At 74.0% G+C, this 18,263-nt stretch carries 15 protein-coding genes; 8 read left to right on the top strand and 7 right to left on the bottom strand.

Annotated features, from left to right (window positions below; genetic code table 11):
• Window positions 1–33 precede the first annotated feature (33 nt).
• The 4 genes from ACZ5CZ_RS09355 to ACZ5CZ_RS09370 all read left to right on the top strand — a co-directional run bounded on the left by ACZ5CZ_RS09355 (window position 34) and on the right by ACZ5CZ_RS09370 (window position 5,756).
• Window positions 34–1,335, top strand: coding sequence for an alpha/beta fold hydrolase (locus ACZ5CZ_RS09355; RefSeq protein WP_468940784.1), 1,302 nt, complete (start codon window positions 34–36; stop codon window positions 1,333–1,335).
• Between the two features lie 58 nt (window positions 1,336–1,393).
• Window positions 1,394–2,137 (top strand): PIG-L deacetylase family protein, encoded by a 744-nt coding sequence (locus tag ACZ5CZ_RS09360; protein ID WP_385847020.1) that lies wholly within the window; start codon window positions 1,394–1,396, stop codon window positions 2,135–2,137.
• Window positions 2,138–2,294: 157 nt separating this feature from the next.
• The gene (locus ACZ5CZ_RS09365; RefSeq protein ID WP_468940787.1) at window positions 2,295–4,871 is read left to right on the top strand and encodes a patatin-like protein; all 2,577 of its coding nucleotides are present in this window, start codon (window positions 2,295–2,297) and stop codon (window positions 4,869–4,871) included.
• A 9-nt stretch (window positions 4,872–4,880) separates the two neighbouring features.
• Window positions 4,881–5,756, top strand: a complete 876-nt coding sequence (locus tag ACZ5CZ_RS09370) for a pentapeptide repeat-containing protein (RefSeq protein ID WP_385847023.1) — start codon at window positions 4,881–4,883, stop codon at window positions 5,754–5,756.
• On the opposite strand, the gene ACZ5CZ_RS09375 is transcribed toward ACZ5CZ_RS09370, so the two are convergent.
• Window positions 5,718–7,301 carry a cytochrome P450 gene (locus ACZ5CZ_RS09375; protein ID WP_468940790.1) on the bottom strand — a complete coding sequence of 528 codons (1,584 nt, stop codon included), beginning with the start codon at window positions 7,299–7,301 and terminating at the stop codon, window positions 5,718–5,720. The two genes, ACZ5CZ_RS09370 and ACZ5CZ_RS09375, sit on opposite strands and share 39 nt — an antisense overlap.
• Window positions 7,302–7,423: 122 nt before the next feature.
• On the opposite strand from ACZ5CZ_RS09375, the gene ACZ5CZ_RS09380 reads away from it, so the two are divergent.
• On the top strand, window positions 7,424–8,029 hold the full coding sequence (locus tag ACZ5CZ_RS09380) for a TetR/AcrR family transcriptional regulator (RefSeq protein ID WP_385847026.1): 606 nt from the start codon (window positions 7,424–7,426) through the stop codon (window positions 8,027–8,029).
• A 90-nt stretch (window positions 8,030–8,119) separates the two neighbouring features.
• Window positions 8,120–8,845, top strand: a complete 726-nt coding sequence (locus ACZ5CZ_RS09385; RefSeq protein WP_468940793.1) for a DUF2470 domain-containing protein — start codon at window positions 8,120–8,122, stop codon at window positions 8,843–8,845.
• 23 nt (window positions 8,846–8,868) lie between these two features.
• On the opposite strand, the gene ACZ5CZ_RS09390 is transcribed toward ACZ5CZ_RS09385, so the two are convergent.
• The 3 genes from ACZ5CZ_RS09390 to ACZ5CZ_RS09400 all read right to left on the bottom strand — a co-directional run bounded on the left by ACZ5CZ_RS09390 (window position 8,869) and on the right by ACZ5CZ_RS09400 (window position 11,472).
• Window positions 8,869–10,110: an FUSC family protein gene (locus tag ACZ5CZ_RS09390; protein WP_385847029.1), complete on the bottom strand. Its 1,242-nt coding sequence runs from the start codon at window positions 10,108–10,110 to the stop codon at window positions 8,869–8,871.
• A gap of 91 nt (window positions 10,111–10,201) precedes the next feature.
• Window positions 10,202–10,696, bottom strand: coding sequence for an FBP domain-containing protein (locus tag ACZ5CZ_RS09395; RefSeq protein ID WP_385847030.1), 495 nt, complete (start codon window positions 10,694–10,696; stop codon window positions 10,202–10,204).
• 131 nt (window positions 10,697–10,827) lie between these two features.
• A complete protein-coding gene (locus tag ACZ5CZ_RS09400) occupies window positions 10,828–11,472 on the bottom strand; it encodes a PAS domain-containing protein (RefSeq protein ID WP_468940798.1) in 645 nt (214 codons plus the stop codon).
• Between the two features lie 218 nt (window positions 11,473–11,690).
• Here ACZ5CZ_RS09400 and ACZ5CZ_RS09405 point away from each other — a divergent pair, with 218 nt between their 5' ends.
• The gene (locus tag ACZ5CZ_RS09405; RefSeq protein ID WP_468940801.1) at window positions 11,691–14,867 is read left to right on the top strand and encodes a bifunctional cytochrome P450/NADPH--P450 reductase; all 3,177 of its coding nucleotides are present in this window, start codon (window positions 11,691–11,693) and stop codon (window positions 14,865–14,867) included.
• A gap of 131 nt (window positions 14,868–14,998) precedes the next feature.
• Here ACZ5CZ_RS09405 and ACZ5CZ_RS09410 read toward each other — a convergent pair whose 3' ends face one another.
• Together ACZ5CZ_RS09410 and ACZ5CZ_RS09415 are read right to left on the bottom strand one after the other, a co-directional pair.
• Entirely contained in the window at window positions 14,999–15,241 is a 243-nt protein-coding gene (locus tag ACZ5CZ_RS09410; RefSeq protein ID WP_385847034.1) for a hypothetical protein, read from the bottom strand.
• Window positions 15,242–15,261: 20 nt separating this feature from the next.
• Entirely contained in the window at window positions 15,262–16,293 is a 1,032-nt protein-coding gene (locus ACZ5CZ_RS09415) for an SDR family oxidoreductase (protein ID WP_385847035.1), read from the bottom strand.
• Window positions 16,294–16,469: 176 nt separating this feature from the next.
• Between ACZ5CZ_RS09415 and ACZ5CZ_RS09420 the strand changes: the two genes are divergently transcribed.
• Window positions 16,470–17,348, top strand: coding sequence for an alpha/beta fold hydrolase (locus tag ACZ5CZ_RS09420; protein WP_468940805.1), 879 nt, complete (start codon window positions 16,470–16,472; stop codon window positions 17,346–17,348).
• Between the two features lie 256 nt (window positions 17,349–17,604).
• Here ACZ5CZ_RS09420 and ACZ5CZ_RS09425 read toward each other — a convergent pair whose 3' ends face one another.
• The gene (locus tag ACZ5CZ_RS09425; RefSeq protein ID WP_385847037.1) at window positions 17,605–18,261 is read right to left on the bottom strand and encodes an HAD family hydrolase; all 657 of its coding nucleotides are present in this window, start codon (window positions 18,259–18,261) and stop codon (window positions 17,605–17,607) included.
• Window positions 18,262–18,263 lie beyond the last annotated feature (2 nt).

The raw sequence follows: 18,263 nt of genomic DNA on the forward strand, positions 1-18,263 counted from the left end.
GACGCGTCCGCTTCATCCGTCCCGGGAGCCCCGTTGAGCCTCAGCTACCACCAGCCCGGTGTCGTTCTCACCGACCGCCACTTCACCGTGCCCCTCGACCACGCCGACCCGGGCGGCGAGACCATCGAGCTGTACGCCCGTGAGGCCGTCGCGGGCGACAAGGCCGGGCAGCAGCTGCCCTGGCTGGTGTACCTCCAGGGCGGCCCGGGCTTCGGAGCGAACCGTTTCGTCGGACGTCAGGCCTGGCTCGACCGGGCCCTGAAGGACTACCGTGTCCTGCTGCTCGACCAGCGCGGCACCGGCCGCTCCACGCCCGCCACCCGGCAGACGCTTCCGCTGCGCGGCGGCCCCGCCGAACAGGCCCGCTATCTCACCCACTTCCGCGCCGACTCCATCGTCCACGACTGCGAGGCCATCCGCCCCGAGGTCACCGGCGGCGCCCCGTGGACCGTGCTCGGGCAGAGCTTCGGCGGCTTCTGCACCGTGTCGTACCTCTCCCTCGCCCCGCAGGGCCTGGACACCGCCGTCATCACCGGTGGCCTGCCCTCCCTCGACGCCCACGCCGACGACGTCTACCGCGCCGCCTATCCACGCGTGGAACGCAAGGTCGCCGCGCACTACGCCCGCTACCCGCAGGACGTCGGGCGGGCCCGCCGGATCGCCGACCACCTGCTCGCCCACGAGGTCACCCTGCCGAACGGCTACCGCTTCACGGTCGAGGCCTTCCAGTCCCTCGGCCTGATGCTCGGCATGAGCGACGGCAGCCACCGCCTGCACTACCTCCTGGAGGACGCCTTCGTCCGCACGCCCGGCGGCCTCGCCCTCTCCGACGCCTTCCAGGAGCAGGCCCAGACCCTGCTGTCGTACGCCTGCCACCCCCTCTACGCCCTCGTCCACGAGACGGTCTACGGCCAGGACGCCCGCCCCACCGCATGGTCCGCCGAGCGGGTCCGCGCCGAGTTCCCGCAGTTCGACGCCGCGAAGGCGGTCGCCGGGAACGCCCCGGTCCTGTTCACCGGTGAGACCGTTCACCCCTGGATGTTCGAGGCCGACCCGGCGCTGCGCCCGCTGCGCGAGACCGCCGAACACCTCGCCGCCCACTCCGACTGGCGTCCCCTGTACGACCCGGCCCGCCTCGCCGCCAACGAGGTCCCGGTCGCCGCCGCCGTGTACCACGACGACATGTACGTCGACACCGAGCACTCCCTGCGCACCGCCCGCGCCATCCGCGGTCTGCGCCCCTGGGTCACCAACGAGTACGAGCACGACGGGCTGCGCACCGGCGCGCCCCGGGTGCTGGACCGTCTGCTGGCCCTGGCCCGCGACGAGGTGTGACCCCGGTTCCCCCATAACCCCACGGGCCCGGCGGGGAGTTGCGGCATAGGATGCGGCCATGACCGAGTCGCAGAACGCCCAGCTCCAGCCCATGCCCGACGACTGGCAGCGCGCCCTCGCCGTGGTCGCGCACCCCGACGACCTGGAGTACGGGTGCGCGGCCGCCGTCGCCGCCTGGACCGATGCCGGCCGGGAGGTCTCCTATCTGCTCGCGACCCGTGGCGAGGCGGGCATAGACACCCTCGACCCGGCCGTCTGCGGACCGCTGCGCGAACGCGAGCAGCGGGCGAGCGCGGCCGCCGTCGGCGTCGAGTCGGTGGAGTTCCTCGACCACCGGGACGGCGTGATCGAGTACGGGCCCGCGCTGCGCCGCGACATCGCCGCCGCGATCCGCCGCCACCGCCCCGAACTGGTCATCACCCTCAACCACCGGGACACCTGGGGCACGATCGCCTGGAACACCCCCGACCATGTCGCCGTCGGCCGCGCCACCCTGGACGCCGCCGCGGACGCCGGCAACCGCTGGATCTTCCCCGAGCTCGTCGAAGAGGGCCTCGAACCCTGGGCCGGCGTCCGCTGGGTCGCCGTGGCCGGCTCGGCCGCACCCACCCACGCGGTGGACGCCACCACCGGCCTGGAGCGCGCCGTGCACTCCCTCCTCGAACACCGCACCTACATCGAGGCGTTGACCGACCAGGACCCCGAGACCTATGTCCGTGAATTCGTGACCGCCAACGCCAAGAGGGCCGGCGAGCGCTTCGGCGGTGTGCCGGCGGTGGCCTTCGAGGTGTTCAACCGCTGAGGACCCCTTCTGTCACTGAAGCTTCAGGGACAGAAGCTTCAGTGACAGAAGGGGCGCAGCGCGAGAAGCGTTATTATTGAGGTTCATACCCGATGGTCGGGATTCGTTCTGCCGCAGGACCTCGAGGCAGGGACATATCCGCAGGGACACATCGGCCATGGACGACACATCGACGCAGCTCGCACCGGCGGAACTCAGACTCGCGGCGGTCTTCACCGGCGGTGTGAGCCTCGCCGTCTGGATGGGCGGCGTGGCGCGTGAGATCAACCTCCTGACGCAGGCCGGGGCCGATCGCGCCGAGGACGGGCAGGTCCGCGCGAAGTACCGGGAACTGCTCGACCTGTTGCGCCTGGACGTCCGACTCGACGTGCTCTCGGGAACCAGCGCGGGCGGCATCAACGCGGCCTGCCTGGGACTCGCCAACGCACGCGGCTGCGACCTGGGCGGGCTGCGGGACCTGTGGCTGGACGAGGGGGCGCTGTCCGGGCTGCTGCGCTCCCCGGCCGAGCGGCACCCGCCGTCCCTGCTCAGGGGCGACGAGGTCCTGCTGGCCGGGCTGCGTACGGCGCTGGAGCAGCTGCCACCGCCGCATGCCGAGCCCCGCGACACCCATGTGTTCATCACGACCACCCTGCTCGACGGGGTGCGCAGCACCTTCCGGGACGACTACGGCACCGCGGTGCAGGACACCGACCACCGCGGCGTGTTCGCCTTCGGGCCCGCGGACCTCGCCGGCCCGGACATCCCGCAGGCGCTGGCCCTCGCCGCCCGCGCCAGCGCCTCCTTCCCGGTGGCCTTCGAGCCCGCGTTCGTCCCGGTCGGCACCGCGGGACCGGCCGGCCACCCCGACATGAGCCGTTATCTCGGCGCCGGCCCCCACACGCAGTTCTGCGCGGACGGCGGACTTCTGGCGAACCGGCCCCTCGGCCCCGCTCTGAAGGCCGTCTTCGACCGCCCCGCACGCGGTGAGGTGCGCCGGGTGCTCACCTATGTGGTGCCCACCGTGCGGACCCCGCCCCTCCGGCAGCCCGCGGCACGGCCGGATGACCCACCACCCATGGGCCCGGCCCTGGTCAGGGACCTCGACGCGGCCCTGTCCCAGACCATCTCCGGCGACCTGAAAACGCTCACCGACCACAACGACCGGGTGACGGCCCGGCGCCGCCGCGAGGAGTGGCTCGTACGGCTGCTCCCGCCCGACGACGAGACGACCACGAGCGCGATGTACGCCCAGTACCGCGAGGGCTGGATCGAGGACCACGCCCGCTCGGCCGCCGAGCGGAACCTGGCCCGGCGTACACCGGGACGGCCGCCGCCGGGCCGACGGCCCCCGGGGTACGGCAGCGATCTGGACGACCTGACCCACGGCATCGCGGCCGCGCTGGCGGCGAGGGTCCCCGACACCCTGCCGGAGCCGGACGCGCCGGACCTCTTCGGTGTACTGGCCCGCTTCGGCCAGGCACCCCTCGACGGAGCCCGGGCCTCCGTGCTCACCCTCCTGCGCGACGGCTCCGCCGCGGCCGGTCCCGACCTACGGCGCACGCTCGACGGCCTGATCGCGCGCGTTCCCGGGGCCGCCGCCGAGCACGCCCCCGCACGTCCCGTCACCACCGTCGCCGACCTGCTGGAGCTGCCCCGCGACGAGCGGGGCCGGCCGGACCCCCGGTCGGCCGACGGCGCGCTGGACGACGCGGAGAGAGACCTCGGCGATCTCCCCGGACAGTGGGCGCGATCCTGGCAGCGGCTCGCCGGGGTCCTGCTCGACGCGCGGGAGACTCTGGACCCCCGGGGGCCCGCAGGTCCCCGCCTGGCGTTCCTGGTGGCCCCTTGGGGGACGGCGCCCCCGTCGGCGGAGCGTGTCGCCCGCCGTCTGTTCCTGCTGGAGATGACCCAGCGGACCTTCTCCGCGGCGGAGCTGCCCGCCCCGCAGACGGTGGAACTCGTCCAGGTGAGCGCGGACACCCGCACCCTGCTCGACGCGCGCTGCCTGGCCGACGACAAGCTCACCGGTCTCCAGCTGCACCACTTCGGCGCCTTCTACAAGCGGTCCTGGCGGGCCAACGACTGGATGTGGGGACGCCTGGACGGCGCCGGATGGCTGGTGCACATCCTGCTGTCCCCGGCCCGCCTGTCCCGGCTGGCCGAGACCGCGGGCGCCGGCCGGAACGCCCGCGACGTCGTCCGCGAGGAGCTGTCCCGCATCGCCGGCGGACCACCACCGGAGCACATACGGCCCGGGGTCGACCGTGAGCTGGCCTTTCTCGACGACCCCGCCCGGGCCCACCACCACAGCAGTCTGCCGCTCACCTCCCTGTGGGTCGCGTCCGCCCTGCAACGCCTCATCGCGGCCGAGGAACTGCCGTGCGTCGCCGAGCAGGCGAGACTCGACCGGGAGGCGGGCGCGGCCGACGAGGCCGGGGCGTTCGAGCGGGCCTGCGCCGGGCGGACCGTGACGCCCGACGACGCGGCGAGGCTGCTCGGCCTGTGCCGGATCTCCGAGGAGACCTTCGCCGGGGAGGCCGGCACCCCGCTGCTCACCCACACCGTGGTGCAGAGCCTGACGGTGGCCGTCAACGCGGCGTGGGCGGCCGCAGGCCGCTGGAGCGGCCTGCGCCTCGTGCTGGACGGCGTCCGCGCCGTGCTGCGGCCGGCGGGGACCGTGCTGAGCGCCCGCCTGTTCGGGGACCGGCTCCGGCGGCATGCCGGGCCAAGGGTCGGTGCCGCAGGTCAGTAGGGTGTTCTCATGCCAGATCAGATAGCCGGGCCGTCCGAGCTGCGCGGGGACTGCGCGCAGTGCTTCGGGCTGTGCTGTGTCGCCCTGCCCTTCGCCCGCTCCGCCGACTTCGCGCTCGACAAGCCCGCGGGCCGGCCGTGCCCGAACCTCGGGGGCGACCACCGTTGCGGTATCCACACCGACCTGCGTGCGAAGGGCTTCACCGGCTGCACGGTCTACGACTGCTTCGGCGCCGGACAGAAGGTCTCGCAGGTCACCTTCGGCGGGCAGGACTGGCGTACCGGGACCAAGGAACACGCCCGCCGGATGTTCGAGGTGTTCCCCGTCGTACGACAGCTGCAGGAGCTGCTCTGGTATCTGACGGAGGCACTGGGGCTGCCCGCCGCCCGGTCCGTCCACCCCGAGCTGCGCAGTGCCCTGGAGGAGACCGAGCGGCTCACCCGGCAGCGGCCCGAGGAACTGGCCGCGCTGGACGTGGCCGCGCACCGGCAGAAGGTCAATGTGCTGCTGCTGCGCACCAGCGAGCTGGCCCGGGCCGGGGCCCTCGGGGGGACCGGCGGGACCGGCGGCAAGAAGGGCAAGGGCGGCAGGGGCAAGGGCAAGGACCGGCGGGGCGCGGACCTCGTCGGGGCCCGGCTGCGCGGCGCCGACCTGCGCGGGGCGAGCCTGCGCGGCGCCTATCTGATCGCCGCCGACCTCACCGGTGCCGATCTGCGCGACGCGGACATGATCGGCGCCGATCTGCGCGACGCCGACCTGACCGACGCGGACCTCACCGGCGCCTTCTTCCTCACCCAGCCGCAGCTGGACGCCGCGCGGGGCAGCGCCGGCACCCGGTTGCCGGGGTCACTGCGCCGCCCGGTGCACTGGACAGCCGGCGGCTGACGGTCCGGACCCGGCGTCGGCCGCCTCCCGCGGCGCCGCGCCGGACGGCACCGCCCGCTCGGCCGTGGCGGAGGGCATGGGACGCCGCTCCAGCCCCAGCCGCAGTCCCTCCGGCATCAGGGTCAGGCGCTCGGTGACCGTCAGCCGGTAGCCGGGGTCGGCGCGCAGTTCGTAGCGGCGCAGCAGCAGGCCGAGGACCAGGGTCGCCTCGTGCAGCGCGAACTGGCGGCCGATGCAGGCCCGGGCGCCGGTCCCGAAGGGCTTGAAGGTGTGCGGCGGGCGTCCCCGTACGGCCTCGGGCGCGAAGCGGTCCGGGTCGAACCGTTCGGCGTCCTCGCCCCACACCTCGGGGTCGCGGTGCAGCATCGGGGCGAGCACCAGCGTCCAGGCGCCGCGGCGCAGTGGATGCTCCCCGGCGAGCACCGTGTCCTGCCGGGCCTCGCGGGCGAAGCCGGGCGCGGTCGGCCACAGCCGCAGCGACTCGTCCAGCACCCGCCGGACATAGCGCAGCTTGGCGACCTGGTCGTAGCCGGGCGCCGTGGTGCCGCCCCAGACGCGGTCCACCTCGGCGCGCGCCCGGGCGGCGATCTCCGGGTGCCGGGCGAGGTAGTACAGGGCGAAGGAGAGGGCGCCCGACGTGGTCTCGTGCCCCGCCACCAGGAACGTGATGACCTGCTTGCGGACGTTCTCCGCGGACAGCCGCTCGCCGGTCTCGGGGTGGGCGGTGGCCAGCATGCGGTCCAGCAGGTCCCCCTCGCCGCCGCCCGACCGGCGCCGCTCGGCGACCAGGTCGTCGACCGTGCGGTTGAGCAGGGCCGTGTCCGCCGCGTTGCGCCGGGCGGCGCCGCGCAACAGCAGCGGGGCGAGCGGCGCGGGCACGCTGTTCAGCCGCTGCGCGTAGCCGAGCGTGCCGACCATCGCGGTCACGAAGGGGTGCGGCCGGTCCCGTTCGAAGGAGCCGAAGTCGTGCCCGAAGCCGGTGCGGGCGATCGTCTCCAGGGTCAGCTTGGTCATGTCCCCGGGCACGTCCACGGTGCGCCCGGCCCCCGTCTCGCGGTCCCAGTGGTCGGTCAGCCGGGCGGCGACGTCCAGCATCATCCCGTGGTAGCCCGCCATGGCCTCCCGGCTGAAACCGGGGGCCAGGACGTCGTGGGCCAGCTGCCAGTTGGGCTCGTGGTTGTAGGCGGTGAACAGGCCGTCCCCGGCCAGTGGCCGCAGATTGGCCACGCCGAGCCCGACGTGCTTGGCGAACCGGGACTCGTCGGCGAGGTCCGCGACCAGCCGGGACCCCCACACCAGCACGACCTCCTTGCCGAAGGCGCGGCGCCGGAAGATCGGACCCAGCTCACGCGCGTACCGCATGGAGTCCTGTACCGGCCTGCGCCGGTCGGCGCCGAGCACATCGCCGAGCAGCGGAAGCCGGTGCGGGGGGTGCGGTATCCGGTGCAGCTCGGGCCAGCCCTGCTCGGCACTGCGGAACCCTTTCGGCAGTGCCGCCGGCCGGGTGGTGTGCGCGGTCTGCGTCCTGTTCGTCGTCTCCGCCATGACGCCGATCTCCCTTGATCCAGCGGGCCGTTGAACCGGTGGCACGCCGTGTGTTGTACGTGGGTTCAATAGCGGTTCCAGTGTGGTCCGCTTGTTGAACCGACGTCAAGTAAAGTGCTGCCATGTCCGCGAACCAGGGGGAGCGTGCCCGGCGCCGGCTCAGCACCGAGGAGCGCCGTGCGCAGCTGCTGTCGGTCGGCGCGAAGCTCTTCTCGGAGAGTCCGTACGACGAGGTGTGGATCGAGCAGGTCGCCGAGATCGCCGGGGTGTCGCGCGGGCTGCTGTACCACTACTTCCCGAACAAGCGGGACTTCTTCGCGGCGGTGGTGGAGCGCGAGAGCGAACGCATGCTGCGCATGACCACCGCCGTGCCCGGCGTGCCCGTGCGCGAGCAGCTGGCCGCCGGTCTCGACACCTACCTCGGCTATGTCCAGGCCCACGCCCATGGCTTCCGTGCCTTCCACCGGGCGGATGCCGCCGGCGACCAGGCGGTGCGCCGGGTCTACCAGCGGGCCCTCGCGGCCCAGGAGCAGCAGATCCTGGCCGCGCTCGCGGCCGACCCCGAGTTCGGCCCCGTCTTCGAGAGTGCCCCCGAGGTCCGGCTGGCCGTGCGCGGCTGGCTCGCCTTCACCACGGCCGTCTGCCTGGAGTGGCTGCGCGACGGCGAGCTGAGCCGGGAGCAGGTGCGCGACCTGTGCGCCCGGGCACTGCTGGGCGTCCTCACCTGATTCCGCACGCCCCGCCTCCGGCCGGGGGCGTGGTTGGCGTGCGCGCCGATCTTCGGTAGGTTAGGCAAGGCTTACCTAAGGAGGTCTGGGATGGGTGACACGCAGGACTGGACGGCCGCACCCGGCGCGGCGGAACGGGCCCGGTCGGTGCTCGCCGCCGCATGGTCGTGCGCGGTGACCGCGGACGGCGTGCGCGAGGAGTACGTCGGCGCGCACACCGTCACCGACGACGGCGCGGTGCGGCTGTCGGTGCCCGACGACAGCGCGCTGCTCACGGCGGCGATCTGCGCCCCGCGCCAGGAGCCGGCCGCCGTGCTGGAGTTCGCCGACGCGGCCCCCGTGCCGGTGCGCCACCGGATCCGGACCCGGCTCCATCTCGCCGGCTGGTTCGCCGCGGAGGCGGGTGCCCTGCTGTTCCGGCCCACGCGCGTAGTGCTGCGGCAGGCCGCCGGTGCCGTGGTCGTCGGCCTCGACGAGTTCGCCGCCGCCCGGCCCGACCCGCTGGCCGAGGCCGAGGCCCGGCTGCTCACCCATCTCGCCGACGCCCACCCGGACGCCGTGGAGCGGCTCACCCGGCTGGTGCGGCCGGAGTCGCTGCACGCCGCGGTCCGGGTGGCGCCGCTCGCCGTCGACCGGCACGGGCTGACCCTGCGCATCGAACGCACCCGCGCCCACGGCGACGTACGACTGCCCTTCCACGCCCCCGCCGACGACGTCGCCCAGCTCACCGAGCGGCTGCACGTCCTGCTGGCGCAGGCGAGCGCCGCCGCCTGCCCGCATGCGCTACAGCGGCAGCACGCGGACGGCGACATGTGAGGCGTACGGCGGACCCTCCCCGCTCACTGGAACCCGGTGCGGTTGCGCCACAGCTCCTGCTGGACCCCGAGCCGCTCGCGCATCCGGGTCATCCTCGGCAGCTTCACCCGCTGCCCCCGGGACACCCGGTCCAGCTCCTCCAGCAGCCGGCGGGTGCGGTGCTCGGTGTCCAGCTCGTCGAGCATCCGGGTCGTCTCCGTCAGTACGGCGCCCAGCAGCTGCCAGTGCGCCCAGTCCCGGCCGACCTCCTGCCGCAGCAGCTCGGCCAGCCGGTCCCGGGTGCCGGTGGCGGTGTGCAGTTCGGCCGTCAGGCGCGCCTCCGCCGACTCCGCGTTCTCGCTGACATGGCTGGTGACCAGCACGGCGAAGCTGACCACCGCGTCGCCGATCTCGGACAGCAGCTGCGCCACGGTGGCCCCGACCGGCTGCGGGAACAGCTCCTCGGAGCCGCGGGCCTTGGCCAGGTCGGTGAACGAGCGGGCCAGCACCCGCAGCACCACCGTGCAGATCTCCAGCGTGTCCAGCCCGGTGCGCAGCACCACCCGGTGCAGCAGCCCCTCCTTGACCCGGGGATTGAGCCGCAGGCTGTCCTCCGCCTGCCGCAGCGCCGCGTCCACCTGCACGATGTCGTGGTCCAGCCGGCGTGCCTCGTGCAGCCGCTCGGCCGCCCGCTCCCAGGGGGTCTGCCCGGCCGCCTCCTCGCCCATCCGGAGCATCAGCTGCCGCACCCGGCGCGCCATGTCCTCGATCGACCGGCCCGCCTCGTCCACCCACACCGGGGGTGGAAGCAGCAGATTGCAGGCGGTGCCGACGACCGCGCCGATCAGCGTCTCCACGATCCGCGCCCAAGCGGTGAACCCGACGGTGGTCACGCCGAGCACCAGCATGGCGCTGATCGCCACCTCGGCCACGTACTCGTCCACCCGCACCAGATGCCCGACGGCCAGCGAGGCCACGATCAGCAGCGCGAGGCTCCACCAGGTCAGCCCCACCAGCACGCTGAAGGCGATGGCCACCAGGACGCCCGCGACCACCGAGTTCACCCGGCGGATGCCGTTGGTGAGCGTGGCATAGAACGTCACCTGGACCACCAGCAGGGCGGTCAGGGGAGCGGTGAGCGGGGCCGGTTCCGGGCTCAGCCGCAGGGCGATGACATAGGCGATCGTCGCGGCCGTGGCCGACCGCAGCGTCTGGACGACCACCGGTTCCCGGCGCCGTTCCACCAGGCGCCGCAGTCCCGTGGTCCACTTGCGTACCTCGTGCATCCTTTGGCCTGTTCCCCGTCATCGGGCGGGTCGAACGTGCCGGTTCGCGAAGCACGGCCGTACGAGAACAGGGCGCACCGGGCGCGGGGTGTCACTCGTACAGTTTGTCGAGGAAGGCGGAGAGGTTGGCCGTCGTCCGGGCGATCTGCTCCTCCAGGGTCAGGCTCTCCTCGAACCGGGCGCCGGACTCCGGCACCTTCCTGCCCCGCACATACAGCGAGCACGCCAGGTCGGTGCACATGTACAGGCCGACCGAGTTCCCCTCCCGGCCCGCCGCACCCGCCTTCCGCGCGGTCATCAGGGACACCCCGCCGCCCGGATGCGTGGTCAGGCAGAGCGAGCACATGCTGCGGTGCAGGAAGCTGCGCTGGGAGGCCGGGAAGCGCAGGGCGATCCCGGTCGGCCGGCCGTCCCGCTCGGTGACCAGATAGCTCCGGTCGGGCGCTCCGGGATCCCGCCAGCCGAGGAAGTCGAGATCCTGCCAGGGCCGCTCCCCGAGGTCCCGTGGCACCGCGAGCCGCTTGGCCTCGCCCTTCGAGCAGTTGACGAAGGAAGTGCGGATGTCCTGCTCGGTGAGCGGTCTCATGGGGGCGGGTCCTTCCGGGACGCGGTGTGGTTCGGTGCCGTAACAGAACCTAGGGGGCCTAGGTTCATGGCTAGCCTATGTAGCCACAGCGCGGGTGGGCCAATGGATTTCCGGGGGGCCTTGGCCGGCTGCTAGTGCGGTGCCCGCGGCTCCGGGGGCCACACGCCCGGGGTGAGGACGCCCAGGGCGTAGGCGCGGGCGACCAGCTCGGTGCGGTTGGCCGCGCCCCAGCGGGCCGACAGCCGGCGCAGGTGGTAGTTGACACCGTCCACCGTGAGCCCCAGGTCGCGGGCGGCGCGCGCCGTCGTGGCGCCCCCGGCCAGCAGCGCCAGCACCCGGCCCTCCACGGCGGTGACCGGCACCGGTTCCGGCCGGGGCAGCGGCCGGGCCGCGGACTCGCCGTGCACCCGCAGCATCACCAGCAGCGCCGGGGTCTCCTGCACGCTGTCGCTCACCGGGTCCGCGGTCAGTTCGCCGTACCGCTCACCGCCGCCGGGCGCCGGCCAGCGCACCGACACCTGGTAGCGCGAGCGGCGCCGCATCCGCAGCGCCTCGGCGATCCGCTCCACCTGGGTGGCCTCCTGCGGGCGGAACAGCTCCAGCACGTCCCGGCCGCGCAGCCGCCCCGGGGACGTACCGGCCTCCGCGGCCATCGCGGGATTGGCCAGCACCACCACGCCGTACACATCGCAGACCGCGACCGGCACCGTCACCCGGTCGAACAGCACCATGGCCCGGTTGCGCCACACCACCGCGTCGATCCGGCCCGCTTCCACCCCGCACCTCCCGCCGCACCGGGGCCGTCACCCCCATCAAAGATCACGACGCGGGCGCGAGGCAAACCTGGCGGCGTCGGCGCAAGCCGTCCCGCAGACTTTCGACTGCATGATCGTGTAGTGCCCGGGTCCGGGCCGGGGCATCCGGTCTACCACCCTGGAACGGAGTACTCCGTTACCCCGAGTACACCGTTACCGCGAAAGGCAGTTGTCGCGTCATGTCCGCCACAGCACTGCGTCCAGAACCGGCCGGAACCCTGCCCGGCATCCCCGTCGTCGACATCTCCGCCACCGGTCCGGGACACACCCCGATCCAGCAGGTCATGCAGCTGATGCGTGAGCACGGGCCGGTCCTGGTGCGCCGGTTGCACGGCCGGGACGTGATGTTCGTCGCCGACACCGACCTGGTCGCCGACCTGGCCGACGAGGAGCGGTTCGCCAAGCACGTCGGCCCCGCGCTGGAGAACGTCCGCGCCTTCACCGCCGACGGCCTGTTCACCGCGTACAACGACGAGCCCAACTGGGCCAAGGCGCACGACATCCTGATGCCCGCCTTCGCGCTCGGCTCGATGCGCACCTACCACCCCGTGATGCTCAAGGTGGCCCGCCGGCTCATCGAGTCCTGGGACCGGGCGGCCCGCGAGGGACGGCCCGTCGAGGTGCCGGACGACATGACCCGGATGACCCTCGACACCATCGGACTGGCCGGGTTCGACTACGACTTCGGCTCCTTCGAACGCCCCGAGCCGCACCCCTTCGTGGAGGCGATGGTCCGCTGCCTGGAGTGGAGCATGACCCGGCTCGCCCGCAACCCGGGCGAGGACCACTCCGCCGCCGACGCGGCCTTCCGCGCCGAGGCCGACTACCTCGCGGGCGTCGTGGACGACGTCATCGCCGCCCGCACCGGCACCGACCAGAGCGGCGCCGAGGACCTGCTCGGGCTGATGCTCAGCGCCCCGCACCCCGCCGACGGCACCCCCCTGGACCGGGCCAACATCCGCAACCAGGTCATCACCTTCCTGATCGCCGGCCACGAGACGACCTCCGGCGCGATGTCCTTCGCCCTGTACTACCTCGCCAAGAACCCCGCCGCGCTCCGGCTGGTGCAGCGCGAGGCCGACGCGCTGTGGGGCGACACCGCCGACCCCGAGCCGACGTACGAGGACATCGGCCGGCTCACCTACACCCGCCAGGTCCTCAACGAGGCGCTCCGGCTGTGGCCGACGGCCGCCGCCTTCAGCCGGCACGCCCGCGAGGACACCCTGCTCGGCGGCCGGATCCCGATGCGCGCCGGACAGGCCGTCACCGTGCTCGCCCCGATGCTGCACCGGCAGCCCGTCTGGGGCGACAACCCCGAGCTGTTCGACCCCGAGCGGTTCACCCCGCAGGCCGAGGCGGCCCGCCCGGTGCACGCCTACAAGCCCTTCGGCACCGGCGAACGCGCCTGCATCGGGCGGCAGTTCGCGCTGCACGAGGCCACCATGCTGCTCGCCATGCTGGTGCACCGCTACCGGCTGCACGACCACGCCGACTACCGGCTCACGGTCAAGGAGACCCTCACCCTCAAGCCCGAGGGCTTCAGCCTCACGCTCACCCCGCGCACCTCCGCCGACCGCGCCCACGCCCCGCTGCCCGGCACCACCGTGGCACCGGCCGAGGGCACCACCGCCACAGACACCCTCCCGACCCGGGTCCGCCCCGGCACCAGCGCCCTCTTCCTGCACGGCAGCAACTACGGCACCTGCCGCGACTTCGCCGCCCAGCTCGCCGACGAGGCCGCCGCCGTCGGCTGCACCACCGAGGTCGCCGCACTGGACGACTACGCGGACGGGCTGCCCACCGACCGGCCCGTCGTCATCACCGCCGCCTCCTACAACGGCCGCCCCACCGACGACGCCACCGCCTTCGCCGCCTGGCTCGACGGCACCCCGGACCTGACCGGCGTCAGCTACGCCGTCCTCGGCGTCGGCGACCGCAACTGGGCCGCCACCTACCAGCAGGTCCCCACCCGCGTCGACGCCCGCCTCGCCGAACTCGGCGCCACCCGGCTGACCGAGCGCGCCGCCGCCGACGCCTCCGGCGACCTCACCGGCGCCGTACGGGAGTTCACGGCCCGGCTGCGCACCGCACTGCTCAAGGAGTACGGCGACCCCGACGCCACCGCCCCGGCGGACGAGCCCGCGGCGGCCTACCAGGTCCGCACCCTCACCGGCGGCCCCCTGGACGCGCTCGCCGAGCGGCACGGACTCGTCCCCATGACGGTCACCGAGGCCCACGACCTCACCGCGCCCGGCCACCCGCGCACCAAGCGGTTCCTGCGCATCGCCCTGCCCGACGGCGTCACCTACCGCACCGCCGACCATCTGACCGTGCTCCCGGTCAACGCCCCCGAGCTGGTCGACCGCGCCCTCGCCGCGTTGGGCCTCGACCCCGACGCCGTCCTGGACATCCGGCCCACCCGCCCGCGCGGCGACGGTCTGGCGGTGGACCGCCCGCTGACGGTACGGCAACTCCTCGCCCACCACGTCGAGTTGCAGCAGCGCCCCACCGCACGGCAGCGGGAGCTGCTCGCCGCGGCCAACCCCTGCCCGCCCGAGCGCGCCGCCCTCGCCGCCCTGACCGACGACGACCCGCGCACCCTGGTGGAGCTGGCCGAGGACCACCCCGCGCTGCGCGGCGCCCTGGACTGGCCGGCCCTGCTGGAGCTGCTGACCCCGCTCAAGCCCCGCCACTACTCCATCTCGTCCTCACCCGCCGTCGACCCACGCCACGCGGACCTCATGGTCTCCGTGCTCGACGCCCCCGCCCGCTCGGGCCGAGGCCGCTACCGGGGCACCGGCTCCGGCCACCTCGCCGCCCTGCGCCCCGGCGACACCGTGTACGCCCGGGTCCAGCCCTGCCGGGAGGCCTTCCGCATCGACGGCTCGGCACCGGTCGTGATGGTCGCCGCCGGCACCGGACTCGCCCCCTTCCGCGGCGCCGTCGCCGACCGGGTCGCGGCGGCCGCCACCGGCAGCGAACTCCCTCCCGCGCTGCTCTACTTCGGGTGCGACGCCCCGGACGCCGACTTCCTGCACGCCGAGGAGCTGCGCGGCGCCGAGACGGCCGGCGCGCTCCGGCTGCGCCCGGCCTTCAGCGAGGCCCCGGAGCACGGCGCCCGCTTCGTCCAGCACCGCATCGCCGCCGAGGCGGACGAGGTCTGGGAGCTGCTGAACGAGGGCGCCCGGGTGTACGTCTGCGGCGACGGCGCCCGGATGGCTCCCGGCGTCCGCGAGGCCTTCCGCACCCTGTACCGGGAGCGCACCCCGGGCAGTGACGAGACGGCAGCCGCACAGTGGCTCGACACCCTGGTGGCACAGGGGCGTTACGTCGAGGACGTGTACGCGGCGGGCTGAACCGCCGGCGAGGGGCGCACCGAGGCGGCATCTGCAACACCGTCGAGGAAGGCCCCTCAGCATGCGGCCGGGGCCCCAAAGGGGCCCCGGCCGGGCGACGCGATCGGCTGGTCCCGTCCCGCAGATGGCCGTCAGGCCGGCGGCTCGTCCGGTCCCGGGTGTCCGGGCTGGACCGTCCCCGGGCGCGCCGATCCGCGGGGGCCGCTGCCGGCCTCGTCGGTGTCCGGCACCTCGTCCTCGTCCGGCTCGTCGTCGGCCGGGCGCCCGGACCCGACGTCCCACGGGTCGTCCCCGCCGCCCGCCTGCTGGTCCGGCATGTCCCGCGGGACCGGCGGCTCCTGGCGACCGGGCTCCGGCTCCTGCTGTGCGTCCATGGGCTTCTCTCCTCGTCTCCTCAGCCGACCTTCCGGCCCCGCATCGGCTCGGTCTCCATCCCGCCGCCCTGCTGGAGGCCGTCCAGGAACTCCCGCAGCACATCGGTCGCGGAGTACCGCGGCTGCCAGCCCAGCTCGGTGCGGGCCCGGGTGCAGTCCATCAGCGGCAGCCGCAGCACCGCGTCGAACAGATGCGGGGAGGCGGGCAGCAGCCGTAGCCCCCAGGCGGCGGCGATCGCCGACCGGGCCGCCGTACGCGGCAGCCGGACCGGGCGGGAGCCGAGCAGCTCGCCGAGGACCGAGGCGTCGAGCGGCGGGTCGGCGGCCAGGTTGAAGGCGCCCCGGGCGCCGTCCGAGTGCAGCGCGAGCCGGTAGGCCTCGGCCGCGTCGTCGGTGTGCAGCGCCTGCACCCGCAGGCCCGGGACGTCCGGCAGGACCGGCAGCAGTTCCGGGCGGGCCAGCGGCCCCGGCAGGAAGCGCCCGCCGAAGATGCGCCGCTGCTCGCTCGCCGACTCCCACTTGAACAGGAAGGCCGGCCGCATCCGCACCACCCGCACCTCGGGATGGTCGCGCTCGAACACGTCCAGGGTGCGCTCCAGATAGGCCTTCTCCCGGCAGTACGCGGCGTCCGGCCAGCCGTGCGTCGGCCAGGACTCGTCCACCGGGTCGTCCTTCGGACCCGGCGAGTACGCGCCCACCGAGGACGCGTGCACCAGCACCGGTACCCGGGCCGCGGCGACCGCCTCGAACACCCGGATGCCGCCGAGCACATTGGTCCGCCAGGTGGTCGCCGGATCGTGCGTCGGCTGGAAGGCCCACGCGAGGTGCACCACGGCGTCGGCGCCCTCGAAGCGCTCCGCCAGGTTCGCCTGCTGGGCGGCCACGTCCACGGCGGACCACTCGGTCTTCGGCGGCGACCACTCGGGTGTTCTGCGGGCCAGACCGCGCACCGACCTGACCCCCGGATCCTCGGAGAGCAGCCGTACCACGCTCGTACCCACGTTGCCGGTGGCACCCGTCACCACGACCCTGCTGCCCGCTGCGCTGCTCACCTTCGGCTCCTTCCGGCGGGGACGCTTCGGCGGACGGCCGGGTACCCGGGGCCGGGCGCGCGCACACGCGGCCATGACCTGGCAGGTAATCGACCCCGGCGGCGGACCCCGGGAGGATCGGTGACGTCAGCGCGACACACACGTCGCACCTGGTCCCGACCTTCCAGGAGGCACCCGTGCCGTACTACCAGAGCCCCGTCGACGGCACCCGGCTGCACTACGTCGACCACGGCCCGGCGGCCGGCCCGGTGGCCGTCTTCGTCGCCAGCGCCTACATGGGCCACGAGATGTGGGAGTACCAGATGCTGCCGCTCGCGGAGGCCGGCTACCGCTGCGTCGGCCTGGACCGCCGCGGCCACGGCCGCTCCGACGACGCCTGGTCGGGCTACGACCTCGACACCCTCGCCGACGACCTGTACGGCCTGCTCGACCACCTCGACCTGCGCGAGGCCACGCTCGTCGGGCACTCCGTCGGCACCGGCGAGGTGATCCGCTGTCTGACCCGGCACGGCACCGCCCGGATCGGCCGGATCGCCATGGTCGCCGGGGTCAGCCCGGGCGTCGTCCGGGCGCCGGACCTGCCCGACGGCGTGGCGCCGGAAGCCGTGGCGGCCGACGAGGAGATCTTCCGGCGTGACCGGGCGGCCTGGTTCACCGCGATGGCGGACGGCTTCTTCATGGTCGACAGGCCCGGCAACGACGTCTCGCCCGCCTACGTCCGCCACATGGTGGACCGCTGTCTGGCCGCCTCGCCGCGGGCCTCGACCGGCATCCGGGCCGTCGTCGCCGCCCTGGGCATCGCCGCCGAGCTGCCCGCGCTGGACCTTCCGGCGCTGGTCGTGCACGGCACCCACGACATCTACGCCCCGCTCGCCCACACCGGGGAGCGCATGGCCCGGCTGCTGCCGAACGCCACCCTGAAGGTGTACGAGAACGGCGGCCACGGCCTGTTCGCGACGCACGCCGCACGGCTCACGGCCGACCTGCGGGCGTTCCTCGACAGCGGCACCGCACGGACCGCCGAGCCGGCCGTCGCCGCAGTGGCGGGCCGGTGACGGAAGAAAACCGGTGACGGAAGAAAAAGAGCCCCGGCCGTGACGGGGGAATCACGGCCGGGGCGGTCCAGGCGTGGGCGCGGACGGCGGTCGCCTCGCGGCGAAACGCTCCACAGGGCTTCAGCCGAACGATCGTCCCTGTGGGCAAAAGGTGAGGCCCGGGGACACTGTCCCGTCCGCACCCACGATTCGTTCAACGGGCAACAACCTCTGGGTGTTCCACCCTCTCCTGTGACCTCCACCACGCCCCCGGCCCTCAGGCCAGCGGGCTCCCGTCCAGCCGCTCCAGCAGCTCGGCGGGATCGCCGTACACCGCCTCGGCCCCGGCCTCCTCCAGGTCCGCGCGGGGGATGCCGCCGCACAGCAGCCCCACACAGCGCACCCCGGCCCGGCTGCCCGCCCGCATGTCCCACACCGTGTCCCCGACGAACACCGCCCGCCCGGCCGGCACCCCGGCCAGCTCCAGGGCGTGTTCCACGGGCTCCGGCGCCGGCTTGCCCTCGGTCACGTCATCGGCGCTCGCGGTGGCCGCGATGGCGTCGTCCGCACCGATCGCCCGGCGCAGGGCACCCAGCTCGGCACCGCTCGCCGAGGTGGCGAGGACGACCGTCCAGCCGTCCCCGTGCAGCCGCCGCAGCAGCTGCCCGGCCTTCGGCAGCGCCGGGAGCCGGTCGAAGTACTGGCCGTACAGCGCCGTGTGCGCCGCGCTCAGCTCGGCGTCCGCGTCCTTGTCGCGGTCGTCGCCCAGCAGATGGGCGACCAGGTCCGAGGAGCCCAGCCCGACGGCCCGGTGCACGGCGTGCATGGGCACGTCGTGTCCCGCCTGGCGGAACGCCTCCCACCAGGTCACGACATGCAGATGATTGGTGTCGACCAGGGTTCCGTCGACATCGAACACGGCGGCACGGTTCATAG

It is taken from the genome of Streptomyces sp. NPDC031418 (assembly GCF_055581605.1).